The sequence below is a fragment of the Pseudomonas xanthosomatis genome (assembly GCF_019139835.1).
Taxonomy (GTDB): domain Bacteria; phylum Pseudomonadota; class Gammaproteobacteria; order Pseudomonadales; family Pseudomonadaceae; genus Aquipseudomonas; species Aquipseudomonas fakonensis.
Genome location: NZ_CP077075.1, coordinates 1,308,817 through 1,326,616, shown reverse-complemented (window position 1 = coordinate 1,326,616; position 17,800 = coordinate 1,308,817). Strand labels below are relative to the sequence as shown.

The 17,800-nt window shown below is 56.9% G+C and carries 31 protein-coding genes; all 31 read right to left on the bottom strand.

Features of this window, described 5'->3' with window-relative positions:
* Window positions 1-20: 20 nt before the first annotated feature.
* The gene (locus tag KSS93_RS05855) at window positions 21-1,022 is read right to left on the bottom strand and encodes a DNA-directed RNA polymerase subunit alpha (protein ID WP_003255452.1); all 1,002 of its coding nucleotides are present in this window, start codon (window positions 1,020-1,022) and stop codon (window positions 21-23) included.
* A 22-nt stretch (window positions 1,023-1,044) separates the two neighbouring features.
* Window positions 1,045-1,665, bottom strand: a complete 621-nt coding sequence (rpsD, locus tag KSS93_RS05850; protein WP_217841540.1) for a 30S ribosomal protein S4 — start codon at window positions 1,663-1,665, stop codon at window positions 1,045-1,047.
* Between the two features lie 15 nt (window positions 1,666-1,680).
* Complete coding sequence (rpsK, locus tag KSS93_RS05845; RefSeq protein ID WP_003255454.1) at window positions 1,681-2,070, bottom strand: 30S ribosomal protein S11; 390 nt, start codon at window positions 2,068-2,070, stop codon at window positions 1,681-1,683.
* An 18-nt stretch (window positions 2,071-2,088) separates the two neighbouring features.
* On the bottom strand, window positions 2,089-2,445 hold the full coding sequence (gene rpsM, locus KSS93_RS05840; protein WP_217841539.1) for a 30S ribosomal protein S13: 357 nt from the start codon (window positions 2,443-2,445) through the stop codon (window positions 2,089-2,091).
* 131 nt (window positions 2,446-2,576) lie between these two features.
* Window positions 2,577-2,693 (bottom strand): 50S ribosomal protein L36, encoded by a 117-nt coding sequence (gene rpmJ, locus KSS93_RS05835; RefSeq protein ID WP_011531897.1) that lies wholly within the window; start codon window positions 2,691-2,693, stop codon window positions 2,577-2,579.
* A gap of 30 nt (window positions 2,694-2,723) precedes the next feature.
* Window positions 2,724-4,055 carry a preprotein translocase subunit SecY gene (secY, locus tag KSS93_RS05830; RefSeq protein ID WP_003257108.1) on the bottom strand — a complete coding sequence of 444 codons (1,332 nt, stop codon included), beginning with the start codon at window positions 4,053-4,055 and terminating at the stop codon, window positions 2,724-2,726.
* Window positions 4,056-4,490 (bottom strand): 50S ribosomal protein L15, encoded by a 435-nt coding sequence (gene rplO, locus KSS93_RS05825; RefSeq protein ID WP_011531896.1) that lies wholly within the window; start codon window positions 4,488-4,490, stop codon window positions 4,056-4,058. It abuts the gene before it with no gap.
* Between the two features lie 3 nt (window positions 4,491-4,493).
* Window positions 4,494-4,670 (bottom strand): 50S ribosomal protein L30, encoded by a 177-nt coding sequence (rpmD, locus tag KSS93_RS05820; RefSeq protein ID WP_011531895.1) that lies wholly within the window; start codon window positions 4,668-4,670, stop codon window positions 4,494-4,496.
* A 2-nt stretch (window positions 4,671-4,672) separates the two neighbouring features.
* Entirely contained in the window at window positions 4,673-5,173 is a 501-nt protein-coding gene (rpsE, locus tag KSS93_RS05815; protein WP_011531894.1) for a 30S ribosomal protein S5, read from the bottom strand.
* 3 nt (window positions 5,174-5,176) lie between these two features.
* Window positions 5,177-5,527 carry a 50S ribosomal protein L18 gene (gene rplR, locus KSS93_RS05810; protein ID WP_029614571.1) on the bottom strand — a complete coding sequence of 117 codons (351 nt, stop codon included), beginning with the start codon at window positions 5,525-5,527 and terminating at the stop codon, window positions 5,177-5,179.
* 10 nt (window positions 5,528-5,537) lie between these two features.
* On the bottom strand, window positions 5,538-6,071 hold the full coding sequence (rplF, locus tag KSS93_RS05805; RefSeq protein WP_217841538.1) for a 50S ribosomal protein L6: 534 nt from the start codon (window positions 6,069-6,071) through the stop codon (window positions 5,538-5,540).
* A gap of 12 nt (window positions 6,072-6,083) precedes the next feature.
* The gene (gene rpsH, locus KSS93_RS05800; protein ID WP_217841537.1) at window positions 6,084-6,476 is read right to left on the bottom strand and encodes a 30S ribosomal protein S8; all 393 of its coding nucleotides are present in this window, start codon (window positions 6,474-6,476) and stop codon (window positions 6,084-6,086) included.
* Between the two features lie 209 nt (window positions 6,477-6,685).
* Window positions 6,686-6,991, bottom strand: a complete 306-nt coding sequence (rpsN, locus tag KSS93_RS05795; RefSeq protein ID WP_011531890.1) for a 30S ribosomal protein S14 — start codon at window positions 6,989-6,991, stop codon at window positions 6,686-6,688.
* Window positions 6,992-7,004: 13 nt separating this feature from the next.
* Window positions 7,005-7,544, bottom strand: a complete 540-nt coding sequence (gene rplE, locus KSS93_RS05790) for a 50S ribosomal protein L5 (protein WP_012316517.1) — start codon at window positions 7,542-7,544, stop codon at window positions 7,005-7,007.
* Between the two features lie 20 nt (window positions 7,545-7,564).
* Window positions 7,565-7,879 (bottom strand): 50S ribosomal protein L24, encoded by a 315-nt coding sequence (gene rplX / locus KSS93_RS05785; protein WP_003255476.1) that lies wholly within the window; start codon window positions 7,877-7,879, stop codon window positions 7,565-7,567.
* Between the two features lie 11 nt (window positions 7,880-7,890).
* On the bottom strand, window positions 7,891-8,259 hold the full coding sequence (rplN, locus tag KSS93_RS05780) for a 50S ribosomal protein L14 (RefSeq protein WP_008089810.1): 369 nt from the start codon (window positions 8,257-8,259) through the stop codon (window positions 7,891-7,893).
* A gap of 23 nt (window positions 8,260-8,282) precedes the next feature.
* On the bottom strand, window positions 8,283-8,549 hold the full coding sequence (gene rpsQ, locus KSS93_RS05775) for a 30S ribosomal protein S17 (protein WP_008089812.1): 267 nt from the start codon (window positions 8,547-8,549) through the stop codon (window positions 8,283-8,285).
* A 2-nt stretch (window positions 8,550-8,551) separates the two neighbouring features.
* Window positions 8,552-8,743 (bottom strand): 50S ribosomal protein L29, encoded by a 192-nt coding sequence (gene rpmC, locus KSS93_RS05770; RefSeq protein ID WP_002555481.1) that lies wholly within the window; start codon window positions 8,741-8,743, stop codon window positions 8,552-8,554.
* Complete coding sequence (gene rplP / locus KSS93_RS05765) at window positions 8,743-9,156, bottom strand: 50S ribosomal protein L16 (protein ID WP_009397508.1); 414 nt, start codon at window positions 9,154-9,156, stop codon at window positions 8,743-8,745. Before rplP ends, rpmC begins: the two co-directional genes overlap by 1 nt.
* A 12-nt stretch (window positions 9,157-9,168) precedes the next feature.
* Window positions 9,169-9,855 (bottom strand): 30S ribosomal protein S3, encoded by a 687-nt coding sequence (gene rpsC, locus KSS93_RS05760; protein WP_003255481.1) that lies wholly within the window; start codon window positions 9,853-9,855, stop codon window positions 9,169-9,171.
* Between the two features lie 13 nt (window positions 9,856-9,868).
* The gene (gene rplV, locus KSS93_RS05755; RefSeq protein WP_003103908.1) at window positions 9,869-10,201 is read right to left on the bottom strand and encodes a 50S ribosomal protein L22; all 333 of its coding nucleotides are present in this window, start codon (window positions 10,199-10,201) and stop codon (window positions 9,869-9,871) included.
* A gap of 11 nt (window positions 10,202-10,212) precedes the next feature.
* Window positions 10,213-10,488, bottom strand: a complete 276-nt coding sequence (gene rpsS, locus KSS93_RS05750; RefSeq protein WP_003255482.1) for a 30S ribosomal protein S19 — start codon at window positions 10,486-10,488, stop codon at window positions 10,213-10,215.
* A 16-nt stretch (window positions 10,489-10,504) separates the two neighbouring features.
* Window positions 10,505-11,329 (bottom strand): 50S ribosomal protein L2, encoded by an 825-nt coding sequence (gene rplB / locus KSS93_RS05745; protein ID WP_217841536.1) that lies wholly within the window; start codon window positions 11,327-11,329, stop codon window positions 10,505-10,507.
* A 14-nt stretch (window positions 11,330-11,343) separates the two neighbouring features.
* Window positions 11,344-11,643 carry a 50S ribosomal protein L23 gene (gene rplW, locus KSS93_RS05740; protein ID WP_003255484.1) on the bottom strand — a complete coding sequence of 100 codons (300 nt, stop codon included), beginning with the start codon at window positions 11,641-11,643 and terminating at the stop codon, window positions 11,344-11,346.
* Window positions 11,640-12,242 (bottom strand): 50S ribosomal protein L4, encoded by a 603-nt coding sequence (gene rplD / locus KSS93_RS05735; protein WP_003255485.1) that lies wholly within the window; start codon window positions 12,240-12,242, stop codon window positions 11,640-11,642. Before rplD ends, rplW begins: the two co-directional genes overlap by 4 nt.
* Before the next feature lie 12 nt (window positions 12,243-12,254).
* Window positions 12,255-12,890, bottom strand: a complete 636-nt coding sequence (gene rplC / locus KSS93_RS05730) for a 50S ribosomal protein L3 (protein ID WP_011531887.1) — start codon at window positions 12,888-12,890, stop codon at window positions 12,255-12,257.
* Between the two features lie 80 nt (window positions 12,891-12,970).
* On the bottom strand, window positions 12,971-13,282 hold the full coding sequence (gene rpsJ / locus KSS93_RS05725; RefSeq protein WP_003186070.1) for a 30S ribosomal protein S10: 312 nt from the start codon (window positions 13,280-13,282) through the stop codon (window positions 12,971-12,973).
* A gap of 142 nt (window positions 13,283-13,424) precedes the next feature.
* Complete coding sequence (tuf, locus tag KSS93_RS05720; protein WP_010951775.1) at window positions 13,425-14,618, bottom strand: elongation factor Tu; 1,194 nt, start codon at window positions 14,616-14,618, stop codon at window positions 13,425-13,427.
* 31 nt (window positions 14,619-14,649) lie between these two features.
* Entirely contained in the window at window positions 14,650-16,797 is a 2,148-nt protein-coding gene (gene fusA / locus KSS93_RS05715; protein ID WP_217841535.1) for an elongation factor G, read from the bottom strand.
* Between the two features lie 30 nt (window positions 16,798-16,827).
* Window positions 16,828-17,298 (bottom strand): 30S ribosomal protein S7, encoded by a 471-nt coding sequence (rpsG, locus tag KSS93_RS05710; protein WP_003246741.1) that lies wholly within the window; start codon window positions 17,296-17,298, stop codon window positions 16,828-16,830.
* A gap of 106 nt (window positions 17,299-17,404) precedes the next feature.
* Window positions 17,405-17,776: a 30S ribosomal protein S12 gene (rpsL, locus tag KSS93_RS05705; RefSeq protein ID WP_003255492.1), complete on the bottom strand. Its 372-nt coding sequence runs from the start codon at window positions 17,774-17,776 to the stop codon at window positions 17,405-17,407.
* Between the last annotated feature and the right edge of the window lie 24 nt (window positions 17,777-17,800).

The following is a 17,800-nucleotide window of genomic DNA, read 5'->3' as shown; positions in this document are numbered from 1 at the left end:
TCGTTCGGTGATTACGACGATCAGGCAGTCGCCTTGTCGTCTTTCTTAAGGCTTGCAGGCGGCCAGTTGTCGAGGCGCATGCCCAGGGACAGACCACGGGAGGCCAGGACGTCCTTGATTTCAGTCAGGGACTTCTTGCCCAGGTTAGGAGTTTTCAACAGTTCTACTTCGGTACGCTGAATCAGGTCGCCGATGTAGTAGATGTTCTCCGCCTTGAGGCAGTTGGCCGAACGTACGGTCAGTTCCAGGTCGTCAACCGGGCGCAGCAGGATCGGATCGATCTCGTCTTCCTGCTCGACCACAACCGGCTCGCTGTCACCTTTGAGGTCGACGAACGCGGCCAGCTGCTGTTGCAGGATGGTCGCAGCGCGGCGGATAGCCTCTTCAGGGTCCAGGGTGCCGTTGGTTTCCAGATCGATGACCAGCTTGTCCAGGTTGGTACGCTGTTCAACACGGGCGTTCTCGACCACGTAGGCGATACGACGCACCGGGCTGAACGAAGCGTCCAGCTGGAGACGGCCAATGCTGCGGCTTTCATCTTCGTCGGTCTGACGGGAGTCGGCCGGCTCGTAACCACGACCACGAGCTACGGTGAGCTTCATGTTCAGGGCGCCGTTGGACGCCAGGTTCGCGATTACGTGATCGGGGTTGACGATCTCGACATCGTGATCCAGCTGAATATCGGCAGCGGTAACCACCCCCGAACCCTTTTTCGACAAGGTCAGCGTAACTTCGTCACGACCGTGCAGTTTGATAGCCAGGCCTTTCAGGTTCAACAGGATTTCAATGACGTCTTCCTGTACACCTTCGATCGCGGAGTACTCATGGAGTACGCCATCGATTTCGGCCTCGACTACTGCACAGCCAGGCATGGAGGACAACAGGATGCGGCGCAGCGCGTTGCCCAGGGTATGGCCGAAACCACGCTCGAGAGGCTCGAGCGTGATCTTGGCGCGGGTTGGACTGACAACCTGCACATCGATGTGGCGGGGTGTCAGAAACTCATTTACCGAAATCTGCATGGATGCACCTATTTTCTAGCCCTTACTTGGAGTAGAGCTCGACAATCAGGTTTTCGTTGATGTCGGCGGACAGGTCGCTGCGAGCAGGAACGTTCTTGAAAACGCCCGACTTTTTAGCAGCATCCACGTCTACCCACTCAACGCGGCCACGCTGGGCGCACAGTTCAAGGGCTTGAACAATGCGCAGCTGGTTCGACGATTTCTCGCGAACGGCGACCACGTCACCCGGACGAACTTGGTAGGATGGAATGTTTACAGTCTTGCCGTTAACGCTGATCGCTTTGTGCGAAACCAGCTGACGGGACTCGGAACGGGTCGAACCGAAGCCCATACGGTAAACGACGTTGTCCAGACGGCTCTCGAGCATCTGCAGCAGGTTCTCACCGGTGGCGCCTTTCTTCGAGGCAGCCGCTTGGTAGTAACCGCGGAATTGACGCTCCAGTACACCGTAGATACGACGGACTTTTTGTTTCTCGCGCAGCTGGGTACCGTAGTCGGACTGACGGCCACGGCGCTGGCCGTGGATACCTGGGGCTGCTTCGATGTTGCACTTCGATTCCAGAGCGCGAACGCCGCTCTTCAGGAACAGGTCAGTGCCTTCACGGCGAGACAGTTTGCATTTTGGACCAATGTAACGTGCCATTTATCTGTCTCCTGATTACACGCGACGCTTCTTCGGCGGACGGCACCCGTTATGCGGGATTGGCGTCACGTCGGTGATGCTGGCGATCTTGTAGCCGCAGCTGTTCAGTGCACGAACGGCGGACTCACGACCTGGACCTGGACCCTTGACGTTAACGTCGAGGTTTTTCAGACCGTATTCCAGCGCAGCTTGACCAGCACGCTCAGCAGCGATCTGTGCTGCGAACGGGGTGGATTTGCGCGAACCACGGAAACCCGAACCACCGGAAGTAGCCCAGGACAATGCATTGCCCTGACGGTCGGTGATGGTCACGATGGTGTTGTTAAAAGAAGCGTGGATGTGGGCGATGCCATCAACCACTGTCTTTTTGACTTTTTTACGAGGACGAGCAGCAGGTTTTGCCATGTCTATATTCCTGGGCGATTACTTGCGGATCGGCTTACGCGGGCCCTTACGGGTGCGTGCGTTGGTCTTGGTGCGCTGACCGCGAACCGGCAGACCTTTACGATGACGCAGGCCGCGGTAGCAACCCAGGTCCATCAAGCGTTTGATCTTCATGTTGATTTCGCGACGCAGGTCACCTTCGGTGGTGAACTTCGCGACTTCGCCACGCAGGGTTTCGATTTGCTCGTCGCTCAGATCCTTGATCTTTGCGGCTGGGTTTACACCAGCGTCTGCACAGATTTTCTGCGCAGTAGTGCGACCGACACCATAGATGTAGGTCAGCGAGATAACAGTATGCTTGTTATCTGGAATGTTGACGCCTGCAATACGGGCCATTCAGTGGGACTCCAATTGACAGCTACCTACGCCCCGGAAGCCAAGAAATAGGGCGCGAGATAATATCGCTGTAGAAACGAATAATCAACCCAGCAGCACACTAGCTGCTGGGTTTGAAGCGCGGATCACACTCAGCCTTGGCGCTGCTTGTGACGCGGTTCCGCGCTGCAGATCACGCGAACGATACCTTCGCGACGAATGATCTTGCAGTTGCGGCACAGCTTTTTCACCGATGCACGAACTTTCATTACCGACTCCTCGAACCTTAAGGGGCTAGATCAGCGCAGCAGACCGCTGCCGCCGTAGCCTTTCAGGTTGGCTTTCTTCATCAGGGATTCGTACTGGTGCGAAACGAGGTGCGATTGTACTTGGGACATGAAGTCCATCACAACCACTACCACAATCAGCAACGAGGTCCCGCCAAGGTAGAACGGCACGTTTGCAGCCACCACCAGGAACTGGGGCAGGAGGCACACGGCCATCATGTATAGAGCACCGAACATGGTCAAACGGGTCAGGACGCCATCAATGTAGCGTGCCGACTGCTCACCAGGACGGATACCCGGAATAAAGGCACCGGACTTCTTCAGGTTTTCCGCTACGTCTTTCGGGTTGAACATCAACGCTGTGTAGAAGAAGCAGAAGAAGATGATCCCTGCACTAAACAGCAGAATGTTCAACGGCTGACCAGGAGCGATCGACTGCGAGATGTCCTGCAGCCAGCCCATACCTTCGGACTGACCGAACCAGGCACCCAGCGAAGCCGGGAACAGCAAGATGCTGCTCGCGAAAATGGCCGGGATTACGCCCGCCATGTTCACTTTCAGCGGCAAGTGGCTGGTCTGCGCAGCGAAGACCTTGCGGCCCTGCTGACGCTTGGCATAGTGAACGGCGATACGACGCTGACCACGCTCAATGAACACCACGAAACCGATAATCGCTACTGCCAGCAAACCGATTGCGACCAGGGCGAAAATGTTGATATCGCCTGTGCGTGCAGACTCGAAAGACTGCCCGATTGCTCTCGGAAGACCGGCAACGATACCTGCGAAGATCAACATCGAGATACCGTTGCCCACACCGCGCTCGGTGATCTGCTCGCCCAGCCACATCATGAACATCGCGCCTGCCACGAAGGTGGAGACGGCGACGACATGGAAGCCGAGGCCTACAGAAAACGCCACGCCCTGGTTGGCCAGGCCAATGGACATGCCAATGGCTTGGACAAGCGCCAGGATAACGGTGCCGTAGCGGGTGTACTGGCTGATCTTGCGACGGCCAGCTTCACCTTCCTTCTTCAACTGCTCCAGCTGTGGGCTGACAGCGGTCATGAGCTGCATGATGATCGATGCCGAGATGTACGGCATGATCCCCAGTGCAAAAATGCTCATGCGCTCCAGCGCACCACCGGAAAACATGTTGAACAAGCTAAGAATGGTCCCCTCATTCTGCCGGAACAGATCCGCGAGACGGTCCGGGTTAATGCCTGGTACCGGGATGTGCGCGCCAATCCGATAGACGATGATCGCCATGAACAGAAAGCGCAGACGAGCCCAGAGTTCCGACATCCCGCCCTTACCGAGCGAAGAGAGAGCACCTTGCTTAGCCATTTATTCCTCGAACTTGCCGCCAGCTGCTTCGATAGCCGCACGTGCACCCTTGGTGACGGCGATACCCTTGAGGGTGACTGCGCGAGTGACTTCGCCCGACAGCATGATTTTCACGCGCTGTACGTGCTGGCCGATCACGTTGGCGTCCTTGAGGGACTGAACGGTGATCAGATCGCCTTCCACCTTGGCCAGCTCGGACAGACGCACTTCAGCGCGGTCCATGGCTTTCAGGGAAACGAAGCCGAACTTCGGCAGGCGACGGTGCAGCGGCTGTTGACCGCCTTCGAAGCCTGGAGCGATGGAGCCACCGGAACGGGAGGTCTGACCTTTGTGGCCGCGGCCACCGGTCTTACCCAGACCGCTACCGATACCACGGCCCGGACGGTGCTTCTCGCGACGGGAACCCGGCGCTGGACTCAGATCATTGAGTTTCATCGATTAACCCTCGACCTTCAGCATGTAGTAAGCCTTGTTGATCATCCCGCGGTTCTCGGGAGTATCCTGGACTTCTACAGTGTGACCGATGCGACGCAGACCCAGACCCTTCACGCACAGTTTGTGGTTAGGGATACGGCCCGAGACGCTCTTGATCAGCGTTACTTTTACAGTTGCCATGATCAGAAGATCTCCTCAACAGTCTTGCCGCGCTTGGCAGCAATGGACTCAGGGGATTGCATGGCTTTCAGACCCTTGAAGGTGGCGTGAACCACGTTCACCGGGTTGGTCGAACCGTAGCACTTGGCCAGGACGTTCTGAACACCTGCAACTTCCAGGACGGCACGCATTGCGCCGCCGGCGATGATACCGGTACCTTCCGAGGCAGGCTGCATGTAAACCTTCGAGGCGCCGTGGGCGGCCTTGGTGGCGTACTGCAGGGTGGTGCCTTTCAGGTCAACCTGAATCATGTTGCGACGAGCAGCTTCCATGGCTTTCTGGATCGCGGCTGGTACTTCGCGCGATTTGCCACGGCCAAAGCCAACACGACCCTTGCCATCACCGACCACGGTCAGTGCGGTGAAGGTGAAGATACGGCCGCCTTTTACGGTTTTAGCTACGCGGTTAACTTGAACCAGCTTCTCGATGTAGCCTTCGTCGCGCTTTTGATCGTTATTTGCCATAACTTAGAACTCCAGCCCGCCTTCACGAGCAGCATCAGCCAGCGCCTTGACGCGGCCGTGGTACTTGAAGCCGGAACGGTCAAAGGCAACTTGAGATACACCGGCGGCTTTCGCGCGCTCAGCTACCAGCTTGCCAACCTTAGTGGCCGCGTCGATGTTGCCGGTGGCGCCATCACGCAGGTCTTTGTCCAAGGTCGAGGCGCTTGCCAGAACCTTGCTGCCGTCGGCCGAAATGACCTGGGCGTAGATGTGCTGCGAGGAGCGGAACACGCACAGACGCACGGCTTCGAGCTCGTGCATTTTCAGGCGTGCTTTGCGAGCGCGACGCAGTCGAGTAACTTTTTTGTCGGTCATTTGCTAGGCCCTACTTCTTCTTGGCTTCTTTACGACGGACTACTTCATCCGCGTAACGCACACCCTTGCCCTTGTAAGGCTCTGGCGGACGGAAACCGCGGACTTCAGCGGCCACCTGACCCACCAGCTGCTTGTCGATACCCTTGATCAGGATGTCGGTCTGGCTTGGGGTTTCAGCGGTGATGCCGGCTGGAAGTTCGTAATCCACTGGGTGCGAGAAGCCCAGAGCCAGGTTCAGGATGGTGCCCTTAGCCTGAGCCTTGTAACCAACACCGACCAGCTGGAGCTTGCGCTCGAAGCCTTGGCTTACGCCGTGGACCATGTTGTTCACCAGGGCGCGGGTGGTACCGGCCATGGCGCGAGCTTGCTGGTCACCGTTGCGAGCAACGAAACGCAGCTCACCAGACTCTTCGGTAACTTCAACAGACGAGTGAACGTTCAGTTCGAGAGTGCCCTTGGCACCCTTCACCGAAAGCTGCTGGCCGGCGAATTTGACTTCGACGCCTGCTGGCAGCTTAACGGGGTTCTTAGCGACGCGAGACATGCCTATCTCCCCTTAGAACACTGTGCACAGAACTTCGCCGCCGACACCGGCAGCGCGCGCAGCGCGGTCAGTCATCACACCTTTGTTGGTGGAGACAATAGACACGCCCAGGCCGCCACGTACTTTTGGCAGCTCGGTCACGGCCTTGTACTGGCGCAGGCCAGGACGGCTCGAACGCTTCAGCTCTTCGATGACCGGACGGCCTTCGAAGTACTTCAGCTCGATCGACAGGGAAGGCTTGGCTTCACCGGTCACTTCGTAGCTGGCGATGTAACCTTCGTCTTTCAGTACTTTGGCAACCGCGACCTTCAGGGTGGAAGAAGGCATGCTTACGACATGCTTTTCAGCCATCTGGGCATTACGGATGCGAGTTAGCATGTCCGCTAACGGGTCCTGCATACTCATGGGCTAGATGCTCCTGATACAAGAATTATTAGCCTTGCGGCTATCACAACCACCTGGGCAGGCAGGGCAAAAAACCCGGGCTCAGGTGAGCCGGTCATTCTAGACACAAGGCAGAAACGAAACAAGCCCCATATAGGGGCTTGTTTCTTTGCGAGGTCACCGGCGGTCGGAAGATTGCTCCCCCGCCGCCGGCGGTCACGCCAGCTGTATTACCAGCTAGCCTTGACCAGACCTGGCACGTCACCGCGCATGGCAGCTTCGCGCAGCTTGTTACGGCCCAGGCCGAACTTACGGTATACACCGTGAGGACGACCGGTCAGGCGGCAACGGTTGCGCAGGCGCGAGGCGCTGGCGTCACGTGGTTGCTTCTGCAGGGCGACAACGGCAGCGAAACGCTCTTCAGGAGAGGCGTTCAGGTTGACGATGGTCGCTTTCAGCTCAGCACGCTTTTTGGCGAACTTGGCTACCGTGAGCTGACGCTTCAGCTCGCGGTTTTTCATGCTCTTCTTGGCCATTTTCCTACTCCAATCAGTTGCGGAACGGGAACTTGAAAGCACGCAGCAGAGCGCGGCCTTCGTCGTCCGAACGAGCAGTGGTGGTCAGGGTGATGTCCAAACCGCGCAGAGCATCGATCTTGTCGTAGTCGATTTCCGGGAAGATGATCTGCTCTTTCACGCCCATGCTGTAGTTGCCACGACCATCGAAGGACTTGGCATTCAGGCCGCGGAAGTCGCGAACCCGTGGCAGGGAGATCGCCAGCAGGCGGTCCAGGAACTCGTACATTTTTTCGCGACGCAGGGTCACCTTGACACCGATCGGCCAGCCTTCGCGGACTTTGAAGCCTGCGATGGACTTGCGAGCGAAAGTCACGACCGGCTTTTGACCGGTGATCTTTTCCAGGTCGGCAACAGCGTGCTCGATGACTTTCTTGTCGCCGATCGCTTCGCCCAGACCCATGTTCAGGGTGATCTTGGTAACGCGCGGAACTTCCATCACGTTCGACAGCTTAAGTTCTTCCTTAAGCTTAGGAGCGATTTCGTTCCGGTAAATCTCTTTCAGTCGTGCCATGGTCTTCTACCTAGCAGTGTTCAAGCATCAACCGCTTTTTGGGTCGACTTGAAGACACGAATTTTTTTACCGTCTTCTACTTTGAAACCAACGCGGTCAGCCTTGTTGGTTTCGCCGTTGAAGATGGCAACGTTGGAAGCGTGCAGAGGCGCTTCTTTCTCGACGATACCGCCCTGAACGCCCGCCATCGGGTTAGGCTTGGTATGACGCTTGACCAGGTTCACACCACCGATGACCAGACGGTCATCAGCCAGAACCTTCAGCACCTTACCGCGCTTACCCTTGTCTTTGCCGGCGATCACGATGATCTCGTCGTCACGACGAATCTTTTGCATGTCGGATCTCCTTAGAGCACTTCAGGGGCGAGCGAGACGATCTTCATGAACTTCTCAGTACGAAGTTCACGGGTCACTGGCCCGAAGATGCGAGTACCGATCGGCTCTTGCTTGGTGTTCAGCAGAACAGCAGCGTTGCCGTCGAAACGAATGATGGAACCGTCAGCGCGACGTACACCGTGACGGGTACGGACGACAACAGCGGTCATCACCTGGCCTTTTTTGACCTTACCGCGCGGAATTGCTTCCTTGACGGTTACTTTGATGATGTCACCGATACCGGCGTAACGGCGGTGGGAACCGCCGAGCACCTTGATGCACATGACGCGACGAGCGCCGCTGTTATCGGCCACATCGAGCATGGATTGAGTCTGAATCATAAAATTTCTCCGACCCTTAGCCCTTAGACTTCAACAGCGCGTTCGAGGACTTCAACCAGTGCCCAGGACTTGGTCTTGGCCAGCGGACGGGTTTCACGGATGGAAACCTTGTCGCCGATCTTGCACTGGTTGGATTCGTCGTGCGCGTGCAGCTTAGTCGAACGCTTAACGTATTTACCGTAGATCGGGTGCTTGACGCGACGCTCGATCAGAACGGTGATGGTCTTGTCCATTTTGTCGCTGACGACACGGCCAGTCAGCGTACGGACGGTTTTTTCAGCTTCAGCCATGATCACTTACCTGCCTGCTGGTTGAGCACAGTTTTCACGCGAGCGATGTCACGCTTAACTTGCGAGAGCAGGTGCGACTGCCCCAACTGGCCAGTTGCTTTCTGCATGCGCAGATTGAACTGGTCGCGCAGCAAGCCGAGCAGTTGCTCATTCAGTTGCTGTGCCGATTTTTCACGAAGTTCATTCGCTTTCATCACATCACCGTCCGCTTAACAAAGGAGGTGGCGAGAGGCAGCTTTGCAGCAGCCAGGGCGAAAGCTTCGCGCGCCAGCTCTTCAGAAACACCCTCGATCTCGTACAGGACTTTGCCTGGCTGGATCTGGGCAACCCAGTATTCCACGGAACCTTTACCTTTACCCATACGAACCTCGAGAGGCTTCTTGGTAACCGGCTTGTCCGGGAAGACACGGATCCAGATCTTGCCGCCACGTTTTACGTGACGGGTCAGGGCACGACGTGCCGACTCGATCTGGCGGGCGGTGAGACGACCGCGAGCGACAGCTTTCAGAGCGAACTCGCCGAAGCTGACCTTGCTACCGCGCAGTGCCAGACCACGGTTGTGGCCGGTCATCTGCTTGCGGAATTTTGTACGCTTTGGTTGCAACATTTGGCGTACCCCTTACTTAGCAGCTTTTTTACGAGGCGCTGGTGCTTGAGGCTTCAGCTCTTCTTGGCGACCACCAATTACTTCGCCTTTGAAGATCCAAACCTTCACACCGATCACACCGTAGGTGGTGTGAGCTTCGTAGGTGTTGTAGTCGATATCGGCACGCAGGGTGTGCAGAGGCACACGACCTTCGCGATACCACTCGGTACGTGCGATCTCGGCACCGCCGAGACGACCGCTCACCTGGATCTTGATGCCCTTGGCACCAATACGCATGGCGTTCTGCACGGCGCGCTTCATGGCGCGACGGAACATAACGCGGCGCTCCAGCTGCTGGGCAACGCTCTGAGCAACCAGCATGGCGTCGAGTTCCGGCTTGCGGATCTCTTCGATGTTGATGTGCACAGGCACACCCATCTGCTTGGTCAGGTCCTGACGCAGTTTCTCAACATCTTCACCTTTCTTGCCGATAACGATACCGGGACGAGCGGTGTGGATGGTGATGCGTGCAGTTTGAGCCGGACGATGAATATCGATACGGCTTACGGACGCGCTTTTTAGTTTGTCTTGGAGATACTCACGCGTTTTCAGATCCTTCAACAGGTAATCTGCGTAAGTAGCGCCGTCTGCATACCAGACGGAGGTGTGCTCCTTGACGATTCCCAGGCGAATGCCAGTGGGATGTACTTTCTGACCCATCTGATCGACTCCGTTACTTGTCCGCAACCTTGACAGTGATATGGCAAGACCGCTTGACGATGCGATCAGCACGGCCTTTGGCACGTGGCATGATGCGCTTCAGCGAACGCCCTTCGTTGACGAAGACGGTGGAGACCTTCAGGTCATCAACGTCAGCGCCTTCGTTGTGTTCGGCGTTGGCAACGGCCGACTCGAGGACTTTCTTCATGATTTCAGCGGCTTTTTTGCTGCTGAAGGCCAACAGGTTGAGCGCTTCGCCCACCTTCTTCCCGCGGATCTGGTCGGCGACCAAGCGGGCTTTCTGGGCGGAGATGCGAGCGCCCGACAACTTAGCGGCTACTTCCATTTCCTTACCCCTTAACGCTTGGCTTTCTTGTCAGCCACGTGCCCGCGGTAGGTGCGGGTACCGGCGAACTCGCCCAGTTTGTGGCCGACCATGTCTTCGTTCACGAGAACTGGGACGTGTTGGCGACCGTTGTGTACCGCGATGGTCAGACCGACCATTTGTGGCAGGATCATCGAACGGCGCGACCAGGTTTTAACTGGCTTGCGATCGTTCTTCTCCACCGCCACTTCGACCTTCTTCAACAGGTGAAGATCGATAAAAGGACCTTTTTTCAGAGAACGTGGCACTGTCGTATCCCTCTAGTTACTTGCGACGACGGACGATCATGTTGTCGGTACGCTTATTACCACGGGTTTTAGCACCCTTGGTTGGGAAGCCCCATGGCGATACCGGATGACGACCACCGGAGGTACGACCTTCACCACCACCATGCGGGTGGTCAACCGGGTTCATGGCAACACCACGAACGGTTGGGCGAACGCCGCGCCAGCGTTTGGCACCTGCTTTACCCAGCGAACGCAGGCTGTGCTCGGAGTTCGAGACTTCGCCCAGGGTCGCACGGCACTCAGCCAGTACTTTACGCATTTCGCCAGAGCGAAGACGCAGAGTCACGTAGACGCCTTCACGCGCGATCAGCTGAGCGGAAGCGCCAGCGGAACGAGCGATCTGAGCACCTTTACCCGGCTTCAGTTCGATGCCGTGAACGGTGCTACCTACTGGGATGTTGCGCAGTTGCAGGGAGTTACCGGCCTTGATTGGGGCCAGAGCACCTGCGATCAGCTGGTCGCCAGCACTCACGCCTTTAGGGGCGATGATGTAGCGACGCTCACCGTCTGCGTAGCACAGCAGGGCGATGTGAGCAGTACGGTTCGGGTCGTATTCGATACGCTCGACAGTGGCAGGGATGCCATCTTTGTCGTTGCGACGGAAGTCAACCAGACGGTAATGCTGCTTATGACCACCACCAACGTGACGAGTGGTGATGCGGCCATTGTTGTTACGACCACCAGACTTCGATTTTTTCTCGAGCAGCGGTGCGTGAGGAGCGCCTTTGTGCAGCTCCTTGTTGACCACCTTGACCACAAAACGGCGGCCAGGGGAAGTCGGTTTGCATTTAACGATTGCCATGATGCACCCCTTCCTTACTCAGCACTGCTGCTGAAATCGAGATCTTGGCCTGGCTGAAGGGAGACGATCGCCTTCTTCCAGTCATTACGCTTGCCCAGACCACGTGCGGTACGCTTGGTTTTACCCAGAACGTTAACAGTCGACACGTTTTCAACTTTTACGTTGAACAGGCCTTCGACAGCTTTCTTGATTTCCAGCTTGGTTGCATCGGTAGCAACCTTGAATACGAACTGGCCTTTTTTCTCAGCCAGAACGGTAGCCTTCTCGGAAACGTGCGGGCCAAGGAGGACTTTGAATACGCGTTCCTGGTTCATCCCAGCAGCTCCTCGAATTTCTTCACGGCCGAGACGGTGATCAACACCTTCTCGTATGCGATCAGACTGACCGGGTCGGAACCTTGAACGTCACGTACATCGACGTGCGGCAGGTTACGAGCAGCCAGGTACAGGTTCTGATCAACTGCATCCGAAACGATGAGAACATCGCTCAGACCCATGCCGTTCAGCTTGTTCAGCAGGTCTTTGGTTTTCGGGGCTTCAACAGCGAAGTCCTGAACCACGACCAGACGGTCGCTACGCACCAGCTCGGCGAGGATGGAGCGCAGGGCAGCGCGGTACATCTTCTTGTTGAGCTTTTGCGAGTGATCCTGAGGACGAGCTGCGAAGGTTACACCACCGCCACGCCAGATCGGACCACGGGTAGTACCGGCACGAGCACGGCCAGTACCTTTCTGACGCCATGGGCGCTTACCGCCACCGGCCACGTCAGAACGGGTCTTCTGCTGCTTGGTGCCCTGACGGCCGCCAGCCATGTAGGCCACGACTGCTTGGTGAACCAGCGTCTCGTTGAATTCGCCACCGAAAGTCAGTTCGGAAACTTCGATCGCCTGAGCGTCATTTACATTAAGTTGCATGTCAGTTTCCCCTTACCCGCGAGCCTTGACAGCTGGACGCACAACCACGTCGCCGCCAGTAGCGCCTGGAACGGCACCCTTGATCAGCAGCAGGTTGCGTTCAGCGTCTACGCGTACTACTTCCAGGGACTGCACAGTCACGCGCTCAGCGCCCATGTGACCGGACATTTTCTTGCCCTTGAATACACGACCAGGAGTCTGGCACTGGCCGATGGAGCCAGGGACACGGTGCGATACGGAGTTACCGTGGGTGTTATCTTGACCACGGAAGTTCCAACGCTTGATGGTACCGGCGAAGCCTTTACCTTTGGACTGACCGGTTACGTCTACCAGCTGGCCTGCAGTGAAGAGTTCAGCTTTGATCAGATCGCCAGCCTGGAAATCGCCTTCTTCAAGACGGAACTCCCAGACACCGCGACCAGCGGCAACGTTGGCCTTGGCAAAGTGGCCTGCCTGAGCGGCGGTCACGCGCGAAGCACGACGCTCGCCGACAGTGACTTGCACTGCACGGTAGCCATCAGTTTCTTCGGTTTTGAACTGGGTGACGCGATTCGGCTCGATCTCGATGACCGTGACCGGAATGGAGACACCTTCTTCGGTGAAAATACGGGTCATACCCGCTTTTCGACCGACTACACCAATAGTCATGTTGTAAACCTCATGAGTGTACGGGGCTTTCACCCGCTATGGCCGCCCATTTCAGAGCGTTACACGACCAGACCGAAGTCTTAGCCGAGGCTGATCTGCACTTCCACACCGGCCGCCAGATCGAGCTTCATCAGCGCGTCAACGGTTTTATCCGTTGGCTGGACGATGTCCAGAACACGCTTATGAGTGCGAATCTCGTACTGGTCACGCGCGTCTTTGTTGACGTGCGGGGAGACCAGAACGGTGAAACGCTCTTTGCGGGTAGGCAGTGGAATTGGACCACGCACTTGTGCACCAGTACGTTTCGCGGTTTCCACGATTTCCTGGGTGGATTGGTCGATCAGGCGATGGTCGAAAGCCTTCAACCTGATACGGATTTGCTGATTTTGCATTGGATTTCAGACTCCAGGCTGTTCCCAACGGACGCACTACGCCCGCTAAAAGGAGGCGTGATTCTATAGACGCCCCAATTTAGTGTCAACCTAATAAAAAAAACCCCCGCTGAGCGGGGGTTTTTTTCAATCGGTCGAGTGATTACTCGATGATTTTGGCTACGACGCCGGCGCCGACGGTACGACCGCCTTCACGGATGGCGAAGCGCAGACCGTCTTCCATCGCGATGGTCTTGATCAGGGTGACAGTCATCTGGATGTTGTCACCTGGCATTACCATTTCAACGCCTTCCGGCAGTTCGCAGTTACCGGTCACGTCAGTGGTACGGAAGTAGAACTGAGGACGGTAGCCTTTGAAGAACGGAGTGTGACGACCGCCTTCTTCCTTCGACAGGACGTAGACTTCTGCGGTGAACTTGGTGTGCGGCTTGACCGAACCCGGCTTGACCAGAACCTGGCCACGCTCAACGTCGTCACGCTTGGTACCACGCAGCAGGACGCCGCAGTTCTCGCCAGCACGACCTTCGTCCAGCAGCTTGCGGAACATCTCAACGCCGGTGCAGGTGGTGGTGGTGGTGTCACGCAGACCAACGATTTCCAGCGGGTCTTGAACGCGGACGATACCACGCTCGATACGGCCGGTAACAACGGTACCACGACCCGAGATCGAGAATACGTCTTCGATCGGCATCAGGAACGGCTGGTCGATGGCACGAACTGGCTCAGGGATGTAGGCATCCAGAGTTTCTACCAGCTTCTTGACAGCGGTAGTGCCCATTTCGTTGTCGTCTTTGCCTTCCAGAGCCATACGAGCCGAACCGATGATGATCGGGGTGTCGTCGCCTGGGAAGTCGTAGGTGGACAGCAGGTCGCGAACTTCCATCTCGACCAGTTCCAGCAGCTCAGCGTCGTCTACCAGGTCAGCCTTGTTCAGGAAGACCACGATGTACGGAACGCCAACCTGACGGGACAGCAGGATGTGCTCACGGGTTTGTGGCATCGGACCATCGGCGGCCGAGCAAACCAGGATCGCGCCGTCCATCTGGGCAGCACCGGTGATCATGTTCTTCACGTAGTCAGCGTGACCTGGGCAGTCAACGTGAGCGTAGTGACGAATGTTCGAGTTGTACTCGACGTGAGCGGTGTTGATGGTGATACCGCGCGCTTTCTCTTCTGGAGCCGAGTCGATCTTGTCGAACTCAACAACGGCCGAACCGAAAACTTCGGAGCAGACGCGGGTCAGAGCTGCAGTCAGAGTGGTCTTACCGTGGTCAACGTGGCCGATGGTGCCGACGTTAACGTGGGGAAGGGAACGGTCAAATTTTTCTTTAGCCACGACAGTGAACTCCTAGCCTAAAGGGGCTGAATCAGCCTTGTTTTTTAATGAGAGCTTCGACGATGTTCGACGGAGCTTCAGCGTATTTCGAGAATTCCATGGAGTAGCTTGCGCGACCCTGAGACATGGAACGAACGTCGGTCGCGTAACCGAACATCTCTCCCAGCGGTACCTCAGCAGTGATTACCTTGCCGGACACCGAGTCTTCGTTACCCTGGATCATCCCACGACGACGGCTCAGGTCACCCATCACGTCACCCAGGTAGTCTTCCGGGGTTACAACTTCGACCTTCATGATCGGCTCAAGCACCACGCCACCGCCCTTCTGGGCCAGTTGCTTGGTTGCCATCGAAGCAGCGATTTTGAACGCCATTTCGTTGGAGTCGACGTCGTGGTACGAACCGTCGAATACCGTGGCCTTCAGGCCGATCAGAGGATAACCGGCGACAACGCCGTTCTTCATCTGCTCTTCGATACCCTTCTGGATCGGGGCGATGAATTCCTTAGGAATCACGCCACCAACGACTTCGTTGGAGAACACCAGACCTTCGGTGATGTTGCCCTTCTCGTCCTGCTCTGGCTCCGAGAAACGGATCCAGCAGTGACCAAACTGACCACGACCACCCGACTGACGAACGAACTTACCTTCGATTTCGACGTTGGACTTGGTGATCTTCTCGCGGTACGAAACCTGCGGCTTGCCGACGTTGCACTCGACGTTGAACTCGCGCTTCATGCGGTCAACGAGGATGTCCAGGTGCAGCTCACCCATACCGGAGATGATGGTCTGGCCGGTTTCTTCGTCGGTCTTGACGCGGAACGACGGGTCTTCCTGGGCCAGCTTGCCCAGTGCGATACCCATCTTCTCCTGGTCAGCCTTGGTTTTCGGCTCTACGGAGAGCGAAATTACCGGCTCAGGGAAGTCCATGCGCTCGAGGATGATCGGCTTGTCGGCATTGCACAGGGTGTCACCGGTGGTGACGTCCTTCATGCCGATCAGAGCAGCGATGTCGCCAGCGCGTACTTCTTTGATCTCTTCACGCTGGTTGGCGTGCATCTGAACCATACGACCAACGCGCTCTTTCTTGCCCTTGACCGAGTTGATGACGGAGTCACCGGAGGTCAGGAAGCCCGAGTAAACGCGAACGAAGGTCAGAGTACCAACGAACGGGTCGGTGGCAATCTTGAACGCCAGGGCCGAGAACGGCTCGTTGTCGTCAGCAGGACGCTCGTCGTACTGCTCTGGAGTAACTTCGTCCTTCGGCACGTCGATCAGATCAGGGTGGATACCCTTGATCGCAGGGATCTCGGTTGGCGCAGGCAGGAAATCGATAACGGCGTCGAGAACCAGGGGAACGCCCTTGTTCTTGAACGAGGAACCGCAGACAGCAGGAACGATCTCGCTCGCCAGGGTACGGGCGCGCAGACCAGCCTTGATGTCTTCGATGGACAGGTCACCTTCTTCAAGGTACTTGTTCATCAGCTCTTCATTGGCCTCGGCAGCAGCCTCGACCATGTTGCTGCGCCATTCGTTGGCCAGGTCCACCAGCTCAGCAGGAATTTCTTCCTCGCGGTAGGTAGTACCCTTGTCGTCGTCGTTCCAGTAGATGGCTTTCATCTTGATCAGGTCAACCTGACCCTGGAAGTCGTCTTCCGCACCGATAGCCAGCTGGACCGGAACCGGGGTGTGACCCAGACGGTTCTTGATCTGGCCGATAACGCGCAGGAAGTTGGCACCAGCACGGTCCATCTTGTTCACGTAGACAACACGTGGAACGCCGTACTTGTTGGCCTGACGCCATACGGTTTCGGACTGTGGCTCAACGCCGGAAGTACCGCAGAACACAACGACCGCGCCGTCGAGTACACGCAGCGAACGCTCTACTTCAATGGTGAAGTCAACGTGGCCGGGGGTATCGATGACGTTTACGCGGTAGTTGTCGTACTGACCACGGGAACCTTTCCAGAAGGTGGTAACGGCAGCGGAGGTAATGGTGATACCGCGCTCCTGCTCCTGCACCATCCAGTCGGTGGTCGCGGCGCCGTCGTGCACCTCGCCCATCTTGTGGCTCAGACCTGTGTAGAACAAGATCCGCTCGGTAGTGGTGGTCTTGCCCGCGTCAACGTGGGCGCAGATACCAATGTTACGGTAGCGGTTAATTGCTGTAGTACGAGCCATAAAGCCCTCGCAAAATGATTGATGCTTGAATTAGAAGCGGTAGTGCGAGAACGCTTTGTTGGCTTCAGCCATACGGTGAACGTCTTCACGCTTCTTGACTGCAGCACCTTTGCCTTCGGCAGCATCCAGCAGTTCGCCGGCCAGACGCAGGGCCATCGACTTCTCGCCGCGCTTGCGGGCGTAGTCTACGAGCCAGCGCATTGCCAGAGCGTTACGACGGGATGGACGAACTTCAACCGGAACCTGGTAAGTGGCACCGCCGACACGGCGGGACTTTACTTCGACCAGCGGAGCGATGGCGTCGAGAGCTTTCTCGAAGATTTCCAGGGGGTCGCTGTTCTTGCGTGCTTTGACGGTATCCAGGGCACCGTAAACGATGCGCTCGGCTACGGCCTTCTTGCCGCTTTCCATCACGTGGTTCATGAACTTGGCGAGGATCTGGGATCCGTACTTCGGATCGTCAAGGATCTCACGTTTTGCTGCTACACGACGTCTTGGCATGATAAGCCCTCAAACGGTCTTCAGGTTAGCCCGGGACGTGGGTCTTCGACCCCTGCCCGACCTTACTCTTATCGACTCAAAAAAATGGATGTCTGCAAACGGCCGATTACTTCGGACGCTTGGTACCGTACTTCGAACGACCCTGGTTACGGCCTTTGACGCCCGAAGTATCCAGAGAGCCGCGAACGGTGTGGTAACGAACACCTGGCAAGTCTTTTACACGGCCGCCACGGATCAGGACGACGCTGTGCTCTTGCAGGTTGTGGCCTTCACCGCCGATGTACGAGGAAACCTCGAAACCGTTGGTCAGACGCACACGGCAAACTTTACGCAGTGCCGAGTTAGGTTTTTTCGGCGTGGTGGTGTACACGCGGGTGCACACGCCACGACGTTGCGGGCAGTTCTGCAGCGCAGGAACGTCGGACTTCTCGACCGAACGCTTGCGCGGCTGACGTACCAGCTGGTTGATAGTTGCCATCTACTAGCTCCACTGATTGTCTTG